The following is a 15674-nucleotide window of genomic DNA, read 5'->3' as shown; positions in this document are numbered from 1 at the left end:
CCCGTTATGTTTTATCAAAATAGCCAATACCATCATCTTTCTTTTTCCCCGATTTTTTCCCGCCCTTCCCTTTTGGCGGCTTGATATCCGTCGCCAAATTGAACGCGAACGACATTCCCTGGGAGGTGAGAGAAAACACCAACGATTCGATTAACCAGCTCCGATCCTCCACCGCGCCGAAGCCCTGGGTAATAACCCGGCTCTCTGCCGTCAGTGGAATATGTGCCGGCCGGCACGGCCCGCTAAGCGTCATGCGGCGCTCATTGCGGCTTACCTGCGTTTTTCTGGATTGCGCGCTGTGGTTGGCGGCGGTTTTGGTCGGCTGGGTGAAGGGGTGGGATTGTGACGGACCATCATGTTCGAGTGATTGCGTTTTCGTTCGCCCGTCCTCCGGGTCAAAGTACGAAACACTGATTTTGCCCTTCTTCCCACCCTCACCTTTTTTACCGGGGCCAGTAGTGGCCCCGCGCTGCTGGCCATCGGTATAACTCCACTCCGACACCTCTTCCTTTAAAATCGTTACGCTGGCCAGCGGCTTCCCGCCGACGCTTAACGACTCCCCCTGCTGAAGAAACAGCCAATAGCCGCCGGACGGCTTACTGATCGCATTAAAACGACTGGCAAGTCGGGTCATTAACGCGGCATCCGACTCATTGACCTGATCGAGGTGCCCGACCGCGATGTCTGCCAGTGCGCCGGCCACTTTGGGGATCAACCCGTTGTCACTGGCGACAGTCTTCACAATGTCGCCCAGGTTCACGTCGTCCCAGCTGCGGCTTTTCTGGTTCAGCACGTCACCGGGCTGGCGCTGGGCGTTCATCGGTGCCGCCGTGGCATAAATAACGATTTTGCGCGGCGGGCCGCTACTGGAAATACCGCTGACAACAAACCATCCCTTGTCCTGCAATACCCCGTTATATCCCAGTCCCATCCGCAGGCGAGCGCCTTTGTTAGGGAGCGCCATGGTTTCCGACAAAATGGTGATCTGCAGTTCGTCGGCCTTTGCCGTAGCGCCGCCGTTATCCGTCAGCCTGATTTCCACCAGGTTCTCACGCATCAGCGCAGTAATATCCCGCCCTTCCGCCGTGAGGCTAAACTCCGGGCGATATTCTTCTCTCTGCACGTTTTCCATTTCAGTCCCACAATTGAACCGTTGACTCTGCAACCTGCGTTTCGATATCAGGCAGCGTAATGATCAGGCCGGAAGGGTATATCGCCCCCAGCGCGGCCAGCTCCCTGTTGGCATCCAGCACTTCCGTCAGCGTCTGAGGGAGGTTTGCCAGACCGTAATGCCTGGCGCAGATGGCATCCAGCACATCGCCTTCATGGGTTATGTATGTCGTCGGCATAATGTTTTATCGTGATCGAGTAGGTTTTCTTTCGCGGAGAACCGCCAGGCAGGAATGCAGGCGTGGTATCGGTAAAGTCCGTAATCACCCACCAGCCCAGCACATCCCCGGCGCCACTAACTAGCTGCTGGGGCTGCGCCTTGTCGGCGAGATCGTACAGTGCATCGATGGACGTGACCCCGTTGCGGAAAAAAGCGTGGGCCTCACCGTCCAATTTGACGCTGCGGGCTTCCTTGCCCGTGTACTGCAGCAGGTCCTGTTTGCCGATCCGCTCCTGCTCCTGCCAGCGCCAGCGCGCCTCCCGCGTCAGCTGGTTATAGGCTGCCGTGTCGATGGAGAATTCAAAGTCGCCCAACATCATCATGATCTTGGCATTTTCTGCCGGGCGCCCGTTCGGCGCGTTGTAGCTGTACGCGCCGGTTATCGTTCCGATGATGTCTATATCGCTCATCCGCTCCAGCCTCCCGGTGCGTCATACATCGCATTGTTCCCGTTGAATACGTCCAGCTTGCCTATCTGCGTTACCGCGTTATCGGCGATGCTCTTGGCGTCCTGCCCCGGTGAACCGTTGACGGTCATATAAATATTATTCCGGCGGTTGTCGGTGACAGTCGGCTTATCCTCCTTACTGTCCAGCAAGCCGGCTTTTTTCATCATCTGGGTGAATGCTGTAGCTACTGGATCACCCTCTTCATTCCCAACGGTGCTTTCATACAATGCATCAATATGCTGGTCGAAAGCCTTGCTGTCCTTAAACATGCCAAAGAATTGCGTACTTCCCGTATTTGCAGCAATGGCTTGTTTAGTCAGGTTCGGGTTAGCAGCAACCTGCTGATCAAACCACTCCCCTAGCCCATAACGGTCGGCCGTCTGCCTGGCTAGCTCCGTGGAGCCGTTATAAGCCAGCGAACGCAACACCTTTTTCTTATTGTCGGCCTCGTCCGGCACAAACTGCCCCAGCCACTTCGCAATGTTTACGGCCACCTTGCTGAAGGTGAGCAACCCATTGCCGAACTCAATCAGCGCAGGTATCCAGGAATTTCGGATCGTTGACGCAATCACCTCAATACCGCCGTTTTTGAACCAGTCGGACAGCTCATCGGCCAGCTTGGTGACCATCGGAGCCAGGTCGCCGCCCAACTTGCCGGCGATCTGGTCCACAGCGCTGCTCCAGACCGTTCGCAAGTTGCTGAACGCGATGTTGCTGCGCATCGCCCCTTCCGCGCCGTCACGGGTCACCAGGTTGTATCGCTTCTGTTCGTTCATCAGGTCACGATAGCTTTTGCCGGTCAGGCGCATGTAGGTCAGGATTTTGTTGGCTTCACCGCCGAAGATGGAGTCCGCGTAACCGGCCGCCAGCTGTTCGTTACCCAGCTTCAGCAGGCGTTCAAAAATGCTCGACACCTGGTCTTCATTGCTTTTGCCGTACATATCGCCGGCCTTGAACCCCAGCAGCGGGAAGTTCTCTGCGATAGCGCCTTTCGTCGGGTCCTTCTTAAAATCCGAGACCTTATTGCGGTACTCTTCAAACAGGTCTCCGAAGTTCTCCCCGTTCAGCCCCATCTGCTTACCGAGGCTCTGCCATGCATTGTAGGTGCCAATACCTACGCCATAACTGCGGGCGATGCCGTATGACTCGGCGGTTTCCGCATTAGAACGAACAGGAGACATGACCGCACCGATCCCCGCCCCGATTAACCCGCCGGCGGCAGCAATCCCCAACCCGGCGCCGAGTGTTCTTCCCGCCCGGCCTACAAGGCCGCGTCCCATAGCACCCGCCCTGCGAAAACGTTCAGCGCGCTGCAGGCTGCGGTTCAGCGATTCCTGCTCCTGCTCCGTCCGTTTGATAGAGCGCGTCACAGTGTCGTAATCGCGCTTCAGGGCGCTGACATCCTTGCCCGCCAGCTTGGTTTGCTTCATCCGATCCGCCAGCGCCTTTTGCTGCTTGGCGAGGTGTTCAGATTGTTTCTCGACGGTTTTCAGCCCTTTGTTAAGCCCGTCCGTCGAGCGGCCCCAGCTGCCGTCGATGTTGCCGCCAAACGTTATGACGGCTTTCAATTTTTGACTTATGCTGCTCATTTACTCACCCGCTCATATTCGTCTTTAACAAAGTCGTAAAAGGCGGAAAACGGCATGGAGAGCCAGTCCCCCATGCTGTAATTCAGGGTGCGGCCAACCAGCCTCAAAGCTTGTCGGATGTCGCCTTCTGACGCTCCCCAGGAGGCAGCAAAAAATTGTTCCAGGCCGCCTCAAGCTGGTAATAGTCAGCCGCAGTCAGTTGATAGACGTCCTCAACATTCATGCCGCACAGATCGGCCAGCATGCCAATTTCCTTTTCTGCATCGCTCCCCGGACGTTTGACATACTCGATGCGGTCACGCACCAGCGGTTCGCGCATCGTGACTTTTTCAAGCTTGCTGCCATCGGCCAGCGTCAGCGGGGAGTACAGTTTGATTTCTACGTTGCTGCCTGGGTAATTCATGGTATTGCTCCAATAAAAAAGCGGCACAAAGGCCGCTTAATAGTTGTTGGGTGGGGATTAGATGCGGATTTTGCTGCGCAGGCCGCCCAGCTGATCCACGCCGTTCACACGGCGGATAAAACGCTCGGTGTCGATTTCAAACAGCTCCATACCGTCGCGCGTCTGCTTGTAATAGCTCATCGCAATCTCAACCGTGATCGCCGTTTCCCCCATGTTTTCATTGCCCCGCGCATCCGGCGTGACCTTCGAGACGAACCCTTCAATCTCTTCGATCGTGCCGACTGCCCGGCCGTTACTCAGATAGCCCTGATACGCCATAAAGCGCGGGCGGCTACCGGAGATAAAGCCAAATCGGCTCAACACGTCGGTATCAATGCCCCAGAACTTGATAGAGCACGTCAGCGCCTCCATGCCATCATCCAGCGGGGTCGGTGCATCCTGGGCACCGGTACGCAGCTGGGTGGTGACAATGGACAGCTCCGGCGGCGTAAACTCATGCGCGCCGGTAACACGGAAGCCGCCGGCAAAAATGGTCCATGCCCGTAACGTATTTTTTTCGCTCATTGCGCGGTCATCTCCTCAACGGCGTAATCATTATTGATGCGCACACGCATGGTGATGCGCTCGGTCGGCGACTTCGGCCCGAAGTCATAGTTGATATACAGCACACCAGCGGCCAGGGATTCTGCCGTGTTCAGTTCTTCGTCCAACCACGCAGTACCGCCAAAGATGGCACCCAGGCCAACAAGCTGGCGCAGGTAGGCATTCACCGTGCCGAGAATGTCATCAGCCGTCTCTTTATCCAGTGGCCGGTCGTTATAAATCATGACCGTGTTCTGGATACTGTCTTCGATAACGTCTGCAGTGCGGCGAACCGACTCGAAACGCCACTGAGGGTGATCGATGCACAGGCGGTTGCCCCAATGCTTGTACCCCGTGCGGCGGATGATGGTGCTGACGTTCTGCATGTTCAGCAGGTTCGCTTCACAGTTCGGATCGCCAAGAATAAACTCGTCAACCTGCTCAAGGCCGAGAATGCTGTTGATGTCCTGATTGGACTTGCTCCACCACCAGCCTTTCTCCAGATCGATGCGCGCCCGCAGGCCAGCTGCAAAGGCGGAATACGGCCGGAACTCCAGCTCGCCGCCGGCATTCACTTTTTGCACCCGAGGCCGCAGCAGTTCGACGCGGCCACCGTACATCTGCCGGCGCTGTACTACTTCCGGCAACGTTGCCATCGAGGCGCAGTCCAAATAAGCCACGGCGCGGAGTTTTTCGGCTGCCGTTTCCAGCCCTTTGCCGATACCGTCATCTTCACTGAACCCCGGCGCAATCAAGATGCGAGGGCGATAACCGTTGACCGATTCACTGGATGACCAGGCGTTGATCCCCGCCAGGATATTCGCGCGGATATCGATATTGAAAATCTGATCAGACAGCAGGCGCTGTTCATCCTCGGCGGTGATCGGCTCTTTTTCTTCGGTGGAGACGGTGACCGGCTGTTCATTATCTTCAACGCGCACAATGACGATCAGCGCGTTGGTCTGGTCGGCAATCTCCTGCACGGCCGGCGGGATAGTTCCTGCACTACCCAGCGCCCGCATCTGCGTACCTCCGACGACGGCTACCGGTGTGTTGAGGGGAAAGGGTTCATCCTGTCCGCCGGACAGCACCACGCTAAACGGGCTGACCTTGCCGGTGTCAGCGCCCGGTAATACGGTGACCAGGCTGTCAGTCAGTGCCAGAACCGCGTCGGACACCTCTTGCGCGGTGGCGGTGAGTTTGCCGTCGGTATCGCTGGCCAGCAGAATTTCCAGCACGCCTCGCGCATAGGTAGCACTGGTTTTTCCGCCGGCCGGCGCTGCAGCAGCGGTCACGCGGAGCTGGTTACCCGCCCGCCCCGGCTGCGAGGCCGTAAACGTCAGCTCATTATCCAGCAGCGCAGTCCCGGTGACGGCCTGCGCCTTGGTTCCCGGCGATGCGTCCGGGGCTGTACCTACCAGGCCGATAACCGCAGTCTGGATCGTGGTAACGGCAACCGTCCCACTTGTCAGTTCAATTGTTTCTACGCCGTGCAATTCGGCCATAGTATCCTCCAGGCATAAAAAAACCCGCTCGATGGCGGGTCATTGTTTAATTGGGGTTGGTCGGGTTGGCCAGGAGATATCCGGCGCCTGATTAACATCGATGCGGCTTAGCGCCAACCGGTATTTTTTCCACTCTGTCAGAGCCGCCTGTTCAGCCTCAGTGGCGTCACCAAACTCTACCGCGTCCTGCAACGGTGCAATGGCTTCAGCGGCTTCAGCGCTACGTTGCGCCAGTTCATTCTTTGCAATTTGAAGCTGCTCGCTCTGCGCCTTGGCTTCGTCCGTTACCCATTTCTCACCGTCCCACGTGTCATACGGTGTGTTCGGCGGCGTAAACGTACAACCGTCAGGCAAAGGGCCGACCTCAAACATGATGTGTTTATTCGCCTGCGCATCCCAGTACGGTGAGCCTCGGTAATCATTAACATACTGCCATTGCCCATCATTCCAGACGCCAGCCTGGCCGGTTTTCGGCGCGCACTTCGTTGTCGTGCAGTTGGCTGGTAATCCGGTGTGTGGCGCGACATAAAAATTCAGGGTGCCAGTAAAAACGTTATTTTCATCGAAATTGTAAATCCACACCCAGCGCGGCTGGGCAGAAAATTCGAAGTCTGTGCTCATTATGCAAGCCTCACGATATAGTTAAATGCAATGTTTTTGACGGTGGTTTCCGGGTTGCCGTCCGGGTTTATGCGGCCGCCGTGGCTGTGCCAACCTATCGGGACATCGTGCGTATGAGACGGCAGAGGTTCAATCAAGCCAAAGTCAGCGAAACTTCTTTCCTGGTCGATGCTGTGGCGTGAACTTTCGCCGCCATCCAGAGAGGTGTTAGAGCGGTATGAGCGTAACTTCAGTTGATAAGCGCCGCCCGGCGTAGTCTGCCTGGTGCCCAGGTCAGTGCCATCAATCTCCAGTCCATGCCCGTGATATTTGTTGCCATCGGCCTCAAAGGTCAGCAGCTCGCGACCGTCCGGTTTACCCTTAATCGTATTACCGCGCATATCCGGCAGCACGCCGGACGGATAGGCTTGCGCAAGGCGCGGGTAAATGGCCTTATCAAATCCCTGGCCTAACAGGAATGCATAACCGGGTGGCGGTGAACTTAGCGGCCAGGGGATAGGGGCACCCACCGGCATCAGTGGTGCGTTGCCCACATAAACTTCATCGCTGACCGTCAATGTGCCGATTTGTGCCGTTTTGGCAATGGATAGCGTGTTTGCGCCAAGTGCTCCACCGATACTCACTTCGCCATCGACAGCAATATTATTTTGGACATGTAATTTTCCGGACATAACGTCACCGGATTTTTTCACATATCGCTTATCTGCCTCTGAAATGGTTAACGCGGAGACATTAGGATCGACCTCAATCACCACGCTCTCAGCATGCGTCAGCGTCATCACGAAGTTAATGATGATCTCTTTCATCACCGGCGCACCGTCCGCCGGCAATACCGTGTCCGGGTAATCACCGTACGCCACCAGCACACCGTCGGCACTGACCAGCCCTACTTCTCGCAGAACTTTGCCGGGATACTTCCTCGCTTCGATAACGGTCTGGCCGCTAATCATTCCTTCCGTTGATGTCCCGCCGGTAAAGGGCGCATCGCCGAACTTGTTTACCAATGCCGTCGCGCCGGGATTCGGGGTTATTGGTTTGCCGCCACCGTCACCAAACGCCGCCAGCGTAATTTTTATGACGGTTCCCGCCTGGTAAGCGGCCTCGATCGCCGCAGCGCCGGCAGTCGTCAGAATAAGACCACTCATTAAGTTAACTCCCGTAACTGGTTATCTCGGACGTCACCATGTAGGAGGCCGAGTATGCGGTGCCTTGTGTGGCATTTTGAAAGGACATGTCGAACCACGAACGCAGGTTTTTACTGCGCATCACCGCGTTCTTAAAATCCTGAATATGCTGCTCGTTCACCGGGTTCCCGGCTTGCTCAACCACCAGCAAAAACGTGTACGGCTCCCCGCGCGGCGTCTGTTCAAACCACTCGGTTAACTGGTAGGTGAAGGGCAGACCTTCCAGCGCCGTCTCTATCGCACCACGCGTCCCCCGGTGCCGGTGAATATAGGTAGCGCTCCGTATGGCTGCGCGCTTTTGTTCCTCACTCCACTCAGGCAACCAGGTATCTACGCTGTATTCCCATGCCAGCCAGGGCAGCAGTTCCGCCGGGCATGTGTCGGGGTTCTTTACGGCGCGGATGAGGTCGGGGATCGACAGCACCTCTGTCGTGGTTGCCTCTTCCAGCGCCCGCTCGGCGGGCAGCGCATTAGGCGGCAATAACGTTTTATGCATCGACATTGACGATCACCTTTTTCAGCGTGATTTCCGTGCAAAGCGGCGCCTGACCGATATCCATCAGCAGATCATCGACCGGCGAGGCCAGCTTAACCGTGACCACACCCGGCTGATGCAGCGCCCGGTCAATCCCCGAACGTGATACGCGGCTGCCGATCCGGTGTGTCTGTTCGAGGTAGGTTTCCAGCGCCCGCCGTGATGCACTCATCACCGTGTCGATATCCGGGCCGGAGGGGATGTAGATATCTGCCGTTACCACGAACTTCACCATTGCCGCCGGTTTCACGGTGACAAAGTCGGTCATGGGCCGGACGTCCTTCGCATTAACGGCCTGATTGACCTTTTCCAACACCTCCGTCGTGGGGATACCGTCGTTATCACGGGAAAGCACGTAAATATCTACCTCGCCGTGCCGGCCATGATCCAGCGGCCCATAGGCGCGAACATCCAGAATAGAGGGGTCTGCAGAAGCGGCAAAGAAGGTATAGGCGTTCTCGGCGCCGGCGGTGCTGAGTCGTGACCAGGCCAACTGGATGCGCGTGCGAAACGCGTCATCATCTTCATAAACCGGCTCAACCGGCGGCACTGCATTCGGATCGCCCGGATTTATCAGCAACCGCGCCACGTCAAAGTTTGCGCCAATCTGGTCAAGGTCAGCGCCTTTTGCGCTGGCCAACAGCACGGCGCGGATGGAGTCATTCATCGCCACGCGTAACAGCGTGGAGTGATAGGCCAGAACTTCACCCTGTTTGTACACCGGATCGGAAGGCAGCAGCGCATCATAGACCGGGTCCAGCCCGCGCAGACGGTTTAACCACCCTTCAAAAATCAGGCCGGCGTCCGGGACTTTCACCGCATCCGGCACCGGCAGCTCGGAAAGGTTAATTGTTGCTGAATTCGTCGCCATTAATGCTTATCTCCGTCAACGTGATCGGCTGGCTGCTCTCTATGTCCGTGCCAACGATGGTGAGGTCAAAATGACCGTGGGTAACAAACGCCACCTGTACCGATGACACACGAATGCGTGGCTCCCAGCGAGCCAGGGCGCCGGCCGTCGCCGCAATAATACGGACGCGGTTGCTTTCGTCCTGCGGGTTATCGACCAGATCAACCAGCTCGCTCCCGTAGTCACGGCGCAGCACACGCGAGCCGATCGGCGTGGTGAGTATGTCAATGACGGATTGCCGTAAATGCTCAGTGCCGGAGAGCCGCTTGCCGTTGCCGGCATTAACACCGTGCATGATTACCCCCATAATAAAAAACCCGCGCTATCGCGGGTCACATCTTGCTGTTTGGCGCGCCTGTCGTGCCGCCGCTGTCTCCTGGGTGGGCGTGGTTGTTATAAACCTCCCTCACCCGCTCCAGCGTGCTCTTGCCATCCGATATCTGGCCGCTGACGGACAAGTCCCCGTTAACGCCGGTGTTGGCATTGATCTGCGTGACGCCCTGAACCGTCAGAGTGTCGGTGATCTCCACCGGGCCGCGCAGCGTTCCCTTCCCCTCAATCTCATACGTGCCGCCTTCGGCAATAATGATTTTCAGAGCATGGGCGCCGCGGTCATAACGGATTTCCGTGCCGTCACTGTATCGGGTGACATGCTCGCTATCGCTCCCGTCCGGGACCGGCATTTTCCCCGTGTTCCAGCCGGGGAACACCCGGCCGTTATTCAGGTCGCCGGCTTCGCTGATGACGGTAACGGCATCCCCTACGGCAATCGGGTTAGAGTCAGCCCTGTTGGCGCTGGATGACGGCTGGCAGACCGGCAACCAGGTCGTGGTAATGTCGCCTATTTCTACCCGGCATTGCGGCTGCGGGCCGTGCTTAACTGCCTGAACGACGCCACGGCGGATCATGTTGGCCACGCGCCGGGCAAGGTCCCCCATATCCTGTGACATCATTCCTCCTTGCGCTTGTAGATAAGCCGGTAGTCATTAATGTGCGCAGCACCAATTTCCGGCGCCGCACCCAGCCAGACTTCACGCAGCGGACCAGCAACCGATTCGAACGGGTCTTCCCCCATGGCTGCAGACTGGCTATACGTGATGCGCCAGACGATATAATCATCCATTGCAGGATCGAAGCTGTCCGGCCCCGCGCTGATAAACGCAGCTGGCTGCAGCCCTTCAAGCCCGAAGGTTTGTCCGTTGATCCACTGGCTGATATCCGCCGCCGCCGAGCGGGCGTAAATTTGGGGTTTATCGATGGTGTTGCTGGCCTTGTCGATCACCACAAACAAATCACATTCAAACTCAACATTGAGCTGCCCGTCACTGCTCGGCGACTGTTCCCAGCCCATGATCGAAAAGAACACGGCCGGCGTGGTGAGCTGCGTTGCGTGTTCCGGGTAGTCGTCGGCATTGTTTACCCACGACAACGACCGCAGCGCTTCAATGACCGCGTCGTGATAAGTCGGCATTAAAATAGGCTTGGCCACTTACTTCCTCCAGCTGTTCACATTAACCCGCGCCTTTACCCTACCCCGGATATCGGTTTCAAAGTGATGCAGAAATATTTCAATAACATCCGCAAACGCGTTGTCTTCGATGTAATCCAGCATCGGCGCATAAATATCGACTTCGGCTTCACGGGTACGCCGCGTCGCCGCGTCGCGGATCAGCACCGTCCGGCGTCCTTCTCGTTTGCTCCGTCCGACCTCGCCATTCTCAAACGTTTTGGCTGACAACAGGTTGCCGCGCGGTTCATAACCCACAGAGTTTGCCCGCCGGCGCGACGGGGCATAGCGCCCGGTTTTCGGGTCACGGCGGGTATGATGCGGACGCATACGGCCGTTAATACGCCCCTTCAGGTCCTTGACCTTGATTGCATTCAGACCGAACCACAAGCGCCCTTCATCCAGCAACGAGCCGCGAGAAACACGAAAGGAAAGCAGGCGCTTTCTCACCATCGCCATACTGCGCGGTGCCAGCCCATCCTTGATATCCGCCATGGCCCGCTTGCGCATGGTGGCGGCGGTTCGCTTCAGTGCGCGGGAATACGCGGTCATGTACTGCTTGTGCGTTGCCCCGACGGCCAGGGCAATGTCACGCAGAACCATGGTGTCGATATCGATCGGGAGATCACGGCGTAACCGCGTAGTCCTGGCCATCGTTACTTACTCCATTTGTTAATGGGGTCCACATCTTTCCCAGGGACGCCTCTGGCAAGCTTCACGCGCGTTCTGCCCGCTTCATCAGCACCGATATGCGTCACCCAATAGCTGGCCCCGCCGATCAACGCCTGGCATTTCTTTTCAAGCCCAACAATGTCAGCCGTATACACGCTGATAGCTGGCGCATGATCCTGAATTTCACCGCCGCCCTGCACCAGGGCCATATCATCCGGGCTTTCAAAAATTGCGACGACCGGACGGGCTTGCCCCTCAATGACTAAAACCACCGAGGGGTCTTCGGCGAAATAGCGGTCCACACGACGATCAGCACGCTGCATCCGTTCCGTGAACCGGTTCATTTAGAAACCCAGCCGCACCGGGGCGTCTTCCTGTCCGGCCTCGCCGGCGCTCCATGCCGAGCCGGCCAGAGGGAACGCTGCAGCAGTTTCTGCGCCGTCAGTGGCTTTTGCTGTCAGCGCGCCAGTGGCATCCAGATAAACCTTGTCACCCACCGCCCAGGTTTCATCCGCCACCTTGGGCAGAACAAATACCCCGACGGTATGCAGCACGCCCCACGCCCCTGCGGGGATATCGGCATGTGCAACACCGACAATGCCACCAACAGCCACCGGCTGACCGGACTCAACCAGTGTTGCCGACGTGTTCTCGTAATCCAGCGTGGTGCCATCCTGCTGTAAATTCTTTGCCATAATGATTTTCTCCAGAAAGTAAATGGGTGGCGACGCCACCCACGGACATAAAAAAACCGCCGTATCAGGCGGTTTATCAAGCTTTGCCGGTAGACTTCACCAGACCGCGCCAATCCATCGGCGCGACGCCGGCGTCAATGCGTACCTTGAATGCCGCACCGTCAATGGTGAAACCCTGCTGCTGTTCCAGATATGGCGTATCAATGCCATCCAGATACGCCACTTCGATCGTGTCCTTGCCCTGTGCTGCCGTCAGATACCATGCTTCCGCGCTGTTATCATCCAGGCGCGCTTCGGAGATAACTTCCACAAAGTTCTGGATCGGGTTGTTGATGCCGCTGTTGGCATCGGCGCCCGGTACGCTGGCAGAGCGGATCAGCTGATTGGCTTTCGACTCCAGCGCCACCGGCGTCAGCATATAAGCCGGACGAATGTTAAGCTTACGCTTGCCGTTGGTCTGCAGCAGCATCGCCTGGCGGGCCTTATCCAGTCCGTCAATAGTGAGAGGCTGGTTCACCAGGTTATTGTGATCCGCACTGAACAGGGCTTTCCCGTCGCTCATCTTCTGGTTGCTGGTCAGCACCGCCCAGACCAGCTCACCGACGGTGTAACGTGCTGCGCCGCCCATCATCGCAGGAATACGCGTCAGCATGTCCATGTCATCGTTAATGATGGTCTGGCGGTCAATGCTGAACAGTTCGCCATAGGTTGCCAGGGCGATAGGCTCCCCTTTGTCACCGACCGTAATGTATTTGTATTCCGCACCCGGCTTCACTTCACGCAACTTGTCCAGCGCGCCCAGGCCAACGCGGTGCGCGGTTTTAAAGTCGGTCAGCGTGCCTTTACGCGTCCAGCGGTCAAAGGTTTCATTCGCCTCCTCCCACCCTAACAGCGTAGATTTATGGGCCACATCCATCAGAATGTTGCCAAAGTCGGAGCTTGAATGGGTAAATGCCAGACCGACCACACCCTGACCAGACATGCCGGCTACGCCAATGCCGCGATCAACCAGCGAGGCGCGCGCCAGTTCACGCAGCGTCATCCCCTGGTAAGGGTTGTCTTTTTCCGCCTGCGCATGACCGGCACGACTCATTACCGAGGCACGGACCGAATCACCGACCAGGTTACCGTTGCCGGCATGGATATGCGCGGCACTGGCGCCAATGCTCGGCGTGGTGCCTTCCGCCAGCTTAGCCAGCAGGCGATCTTTCGCCATGTTCGCATCGCAGCTCATATCGTTGATGCACTCGGTGCGCAGCGCGGCCAACTGAGGAAAACCTTCAAAGACGGCATTCACATCCGTGATGCGTGCGGTGTTGTTGGCCTGCAGCGTCTGCTGCAGCTGCGCCGCCAGCGCCGCCACATCGATTTGTGGAGCCTGTGCAACCGGCGCGGATGGAGCAGGCGCCGGCTGAGAGACCGGAGCCGGGTTCTGTGAATTTTGCGCGTTAGGTGCCGAGGTCTGCGCACGTGCGCCGAAGAGGTGATTAGCTGCTTGTGGCATATTGTGATAATCCTTCAGTTTGTTTTGATTGAGCGATGCGGCTGCATCGAGTGGTTCTTCCAGCACATCAGCGAAGCCTTTAGCAACCGCCTCCGCACCATCCATCCAGGTTTCGGCCTTCAGTAATGCCGCGATTTCTTCCCGCGACAGACTGGTTTTCGACATATACGCCGCCAGCATCATCTCCTCGTTACGATCGAGGAAATTGGCATAATCGCGCATTTCGTCAGAATCCCCGGCCATGCCGCCCCACGGCTTGTGGATCATGATCCAAGCATTGGAGGGCATATGTACCGTGGCATTCGGCAGGCAGGCGATAACCGAAGCCATGCTCGCCGCCAGGCCGTCGATATAGATATCGACCTGCCCGGTCAGCCGCTGCAGCGTGTTGTAAATGGCGAACCCGTGCATCACATCCCCGCCGGGGCTGTGGATGTGCAGCTCAACGTTTGTGGCCTCGAACACGCCGGCGTCGCGGCAGTCGTTGATAAAGGATTGCGCCGAAATACCCCAGCGGCCGATCTCTTCATAGAGATAGATTTCTACCTGTCCCGGACGGCCCAGCGCGGCACGGATTTCATACCAGGTTTCGGTATTCACCGCGTCGATACCGCTAAGACTTGCTTTCGGGGTCATCCACCCCGGATTTTTTTGTTTCATTCGCTTTCGCTCCTGAGTCGTTGGCTGCGTCAGAGTCCAGCACCAGACCGTGATCGCGGTTAAATTCAACTTCACGTACACGCTGGCGTTTAATCTCCTGCGGTGACTTGCCGCGCGCGCGTACCCATTCAGCCTCGGTGCCAGCCCCACCGCGCACGATGGTTTTCCACGATTCAGCCTCTTTCACCGGATCAATCCACGGCATTACCGGCCCCAGATAGAGCGCGTTGTACAGCGAGGACATATCCACATCATCGGGAAGGCGGATTTTCGACAGACGCAACATGTCTACCCAGGCACGGTAAACCGGGCGGCTGTATTGACCGACAAACCAGTTCTGCAGGACGTTGTAGCCCTCGAACCCTTCAACCAGCTCCTGGCGCTGGCTGGAATAACTGCCGTTATAGTCGCGGGAAATACTGGAATAACCGCTGCGCGTACCGCCGGCAACGGCGCGGAGCTGGCCGTTACGGTATTCAGACAGGTGCACATTGGGCCGGTTTGACTCAACCATCCCCAAATCCTCACCGGGGCGCAGTTCGTCGAAGATCATGCCCGGCGCAATGTCAAAGTTACGCGCCGTGCCTGGCTCCGAAAACTCCGCCTCATCACCAGAAGCGCCATCGCCACGCTTGATATAGAAGCTCAGCGCCGCAGCGATACGCGCGGCAACACGTTCCGACTCTTCGTAATCTTTGATATCAGCCAGACGGGTAATCACGCCGTGTAGCAAACTGATCCCGCGCAGCTGGTGCAGCCGCTTGCGCATTGCCAGGTGCAACATGTTTTCGGCCGGCACCCGCTTGGTCGCCGTAGACATACGCAGCGTGCTGGCTGGATGTGCCTTATACACGTTGTAAGCCACCGGCCGCCCCCAGGCATTAACCTCAATGCCCTGCTGAACATTCCCGCTGCCAAGGCTCCCCAGATTCATCGGCACAAAGTCCGCCTCCAGACATTCCAGAGACAGCTGGATGCCTGTGGCATGCTTCAGCCCCGACACCGGCCCCCGCACCAGTTGCGAGAACACTTCGCCGTCACGCAGTGCTGAGCGCAGGATCAGCCGTTCAACCTCGGCGCGCGTAAACATGCCGGTGACTTCTGGCCGGACGGACCATTCGGACCAGTGCGTAGCCAGCAGCTCCGCGCATTCCTCATGCAGCGTGCCATCCTTCCGTAACGGCTGCGGCTCGACCTGAATACCCTGCGCCCCGACGACTCGTTCTTCCAGTTTGTCGAGGATGCCGATCACAATGTCGTGGTTTTCGTCCAGCCAGCGCGCCTGCTCACGCAACGACACACCGGCCGCGAATACGGCCGAATCAGCAGAACGCCCCTCGCGCTTGGCTTTTTGCAGCCGTGACACGTTGGCCGCTTCATACGCCCGCAGCTGATAACGATTTTTGGCGCGTGACAAGGCCCACCCTGGCGCCACAACGCCGAGTGTCTTTTCTATAAATCCCATGGG

General features: G+C 57.5%; 19 protein-coding genes. All 19 read right to left on the bottom strand.

Going from position 1 to position 15674, the window contains the following annotated elements:
* Nucleotides 1-4 precede the first annotated feature (4 nt).
* Nucleotides 5-1132: a contractile injection system protein, VgrG/Pvc8 family gene (locus CLM71_RS10265; protein ID WP_105230923.1), complete on the bottom strand. Its 1128-nt coding sequence runs from the start codon at nucleotides 1130-1132 to the stop codon at nucleotides 5-7.
* Nucleotide 1133: 1 nt separating this feature from the next.
* On the bottom strand, nucleotides 1134-1349 hold the full coding sequence (locus tag CLM71_RS10260) for a tail protein X (RefSeq protein ID WP_054306623.1): 216 nt from the start codon (nucleotides 1347-1349) through the stop codon (nucleotides 1134-1136).
* Complete coding sequence (locus tag CLM71_RS10255; RefSeq protein WP_033637992.1) at nucleotides 1324-1800, bottom strand: phage tail protein; 477 nt, start codon at nucleotides 1798-1800, stop codon at nucleotides 1324-1326. Before CLM71_RS10255 ends, CLM71_RS10260 begins: the two co-directional genes overlap by 26 nt.
* Complete coding sequence (locus CLM71_RS10250) at nucleotides 1797-3428, bottom strand: hypothetical protein (RefSeq protein WP_105230922.1); 1632 nt, start codon at nucleotides 3426-3428, stop codon at nucleotides 1797-1799. The genes CLM71_RS10255 and CLM71_RS10250 overlap by 4 nt, the downstream gene beginning before the upstream one ends.
* 103 nt (nucleotides 3429-3531) lie before the next feature.
* A complete protein-coding gene (locus tag CLM71_RS10245) occupies nucleotides 3532-3831 on the bottom strand; it encodes a phage tail assembly protein (protein ID WP_105230921.1) in 300 nt (99 codons plus the stop codon).
* A gap of 57 nt (nucleotides 3832-3888) precedes the next feature.
* Nucleotides 3889-4395 carry a phage major tail tube protein gene (locus tag CLM71_RS10240; protein WP_054306627.1) on the bottom strand — a complete coding sequence of 169 codons (507 nt, stop codon included), beginning with the start codon at nucleotides 4393-4395 and terminating at the stop codon, nucleotides 3889-3891.
* Entirely contained in the window at nucleotides 4392-5918 is a 1527-nt protein-coding gene (locus CLM71_RS10235) for a phage tail sheath C-terminal domain-containing protein (protein ID WP_105230920.1), read from the bottom strand. The genes CLM71_RS10240 and CLM71_RS10235 overlap by 4 nt, the downstream gene beginning before the upstream one ends.
* Nucleotides 5919-5957: 39 nt before the next feature.
* Entirely contained in the window at nucleotides 5958-6539 is a 582-nt protein-coding gene (locus CLM71_RS10230) for a tail fiber assembly protein (protein WP_105230919.1), read from the bottom strand.
* A complete protein-coding gene (locus tag CLM71_RS10225) occupies nucleotides 6539-7684 on the bottom strand; it encodes a phage tail protein (protein WP_105230918.1) in 1146 nt (381 codons plus the stop codon). The genes CLM71_RS10230 and CLM71_RS10225 overlap by 1 nt, the downstream gene beginning before the upstream one ends.
* 4 nt (nucleotides 7685-7688) lie before the next feature.
* Nucleotides 7689-8225: a phage tail protein I gene (locus tag CLM71_RS10220; RefSeq protein ID WP_105230917.1), complete on the bottom strand. Its 537-nt coding sequence runs from the start codon at nucleotides 8223-8225 to the stop codon at nucleotides 7689-7691.
* Nucleotides 8212-9129: a baseplate J/gp47 family protein gene (locus CLM71_RS10215; protein ID WP_105230916.1), complete on the bottom strand. Its 918-nt coding sequence runs from the start codon at nucleotides 9127-9129 to the stop codon at nucleotides 8212-8214. Before CLM71_RS10215 ends, CLM71_RS10220 begins: the two co-directional genes overlap by 14 nt.
* Nucleotides 9104-9463 (bottom strand): GPW/gp25 family protein, encoded by a 360-nt coding sequence (locus CLM71_RS10210; RefSeq protein ID WP_033638731.1) that lies wholly within the window; start codon nucleotides 9461-9463, stop codon nucleotides 9104-9106. Before CLM71_RS10210 ends, CLM71_RS10215 begins: the two co-directional genes overlap by 26 nt.
* Before the next feature lie 37 nt (nucleotides 9464-9500).
* Nucleotides 9501-10118: a phage baseplate assembly protein V gene (locus CLM71_RS10205; protein ID WP_105230915.1), complete on the bottom strand. Its 618-nt coding sequence runs from the start codon at nucleotides 10116-10118 to the stop codon at nucleotides 9501-9503.
* Entirely contained in the window at nucleotides 10118-10657 is a 540-nt protein-coding gene (locus CLM71_RS10200) for a hypothetical protein (protein ID WP_234008641.1), read from the bottom strand. The genes CLM71_RS10205 and CLM71_RS10200 overlap by 1 nt, the downstream gene beginning before the upstream one ends.
* Nucleotides 10658-11329 (bottom strand): hypothetical protein, encoded by a 672-nt coding sequence (locus CLM71_RS10195; protein WP_105230914.1) that lies wholly within the window; start codon nucleotides 11327-11329, stop codon nucleotides 10658-10660.
* 2 nt (nucleotides 11330-11331) lie between these two features.
* Nucleotides 11332-11691 (bottom strand): head-tail joining protein, encoded by a 360-nt coding sequence (locus CLM71_RS10190; RefSeq protein WP_105230913.1) that lies wholly within the window; start codon nucleotides 11689-11691, stop codon nucleotides 11332-11334.
* Nucleotides 11692-12042 carry a DUF2190 family protein gene (locus CLM71_RS10185; RefSeq protein WP_105230912.1) on the bottom strand — a complete coding sequence of 117 codons (351 nt, stop codon included), beginning with the start codon at nucleotides 12040-12042 and terminating at the stop codon, nucleotides 11692-11694. It abuts the gene before it with no gap.
* 76 nt (nucleotides 12043-12118) lie between these two features.
* Nucleotides 12119-14206 carry a ClpP-like prohead protease/major capsid protein fusion protein gene (locus CLM71_RS10180; RefSeq protein ID WP_105230911.1) on the bottom strand — a complete coding sequence of 696 codons (2088 nt, stop codon included), beginning with the start codon at nucleotides 14204-14206 and terminating at the stop codon, nucleotides 12119-12121.
* A complete protein-coding gene (locus CLM71_RS10175; RefSeq protein ID WP_105230910.1) occupies nucleotides 14160-15671 on the bottom strand; it encodes a phage portal protein in 1512 nt (503 codons plus the stop codon). The genes CLM71_RS10180 and CLM71_RS10175 overlap by 47 nt, the downstream gene beginning before the upstream one ends.
* Nucleotides 15672-15674 lie beyond the last annotated feature (3 nt).

It is taken from the genome of Serratia sp. MYb239, from assembly GCF_002966855.1.
Lineage (GTDB): Bacteria > Pseudomonadota > Gammaproteobacteria > Enterobacterales > Enterobacteriaceae > Serratia_B > Serratia_B rhizosphaerae.
This window is presented reverse-complemented; position numbering and strand designations above follow the sequence as displayed.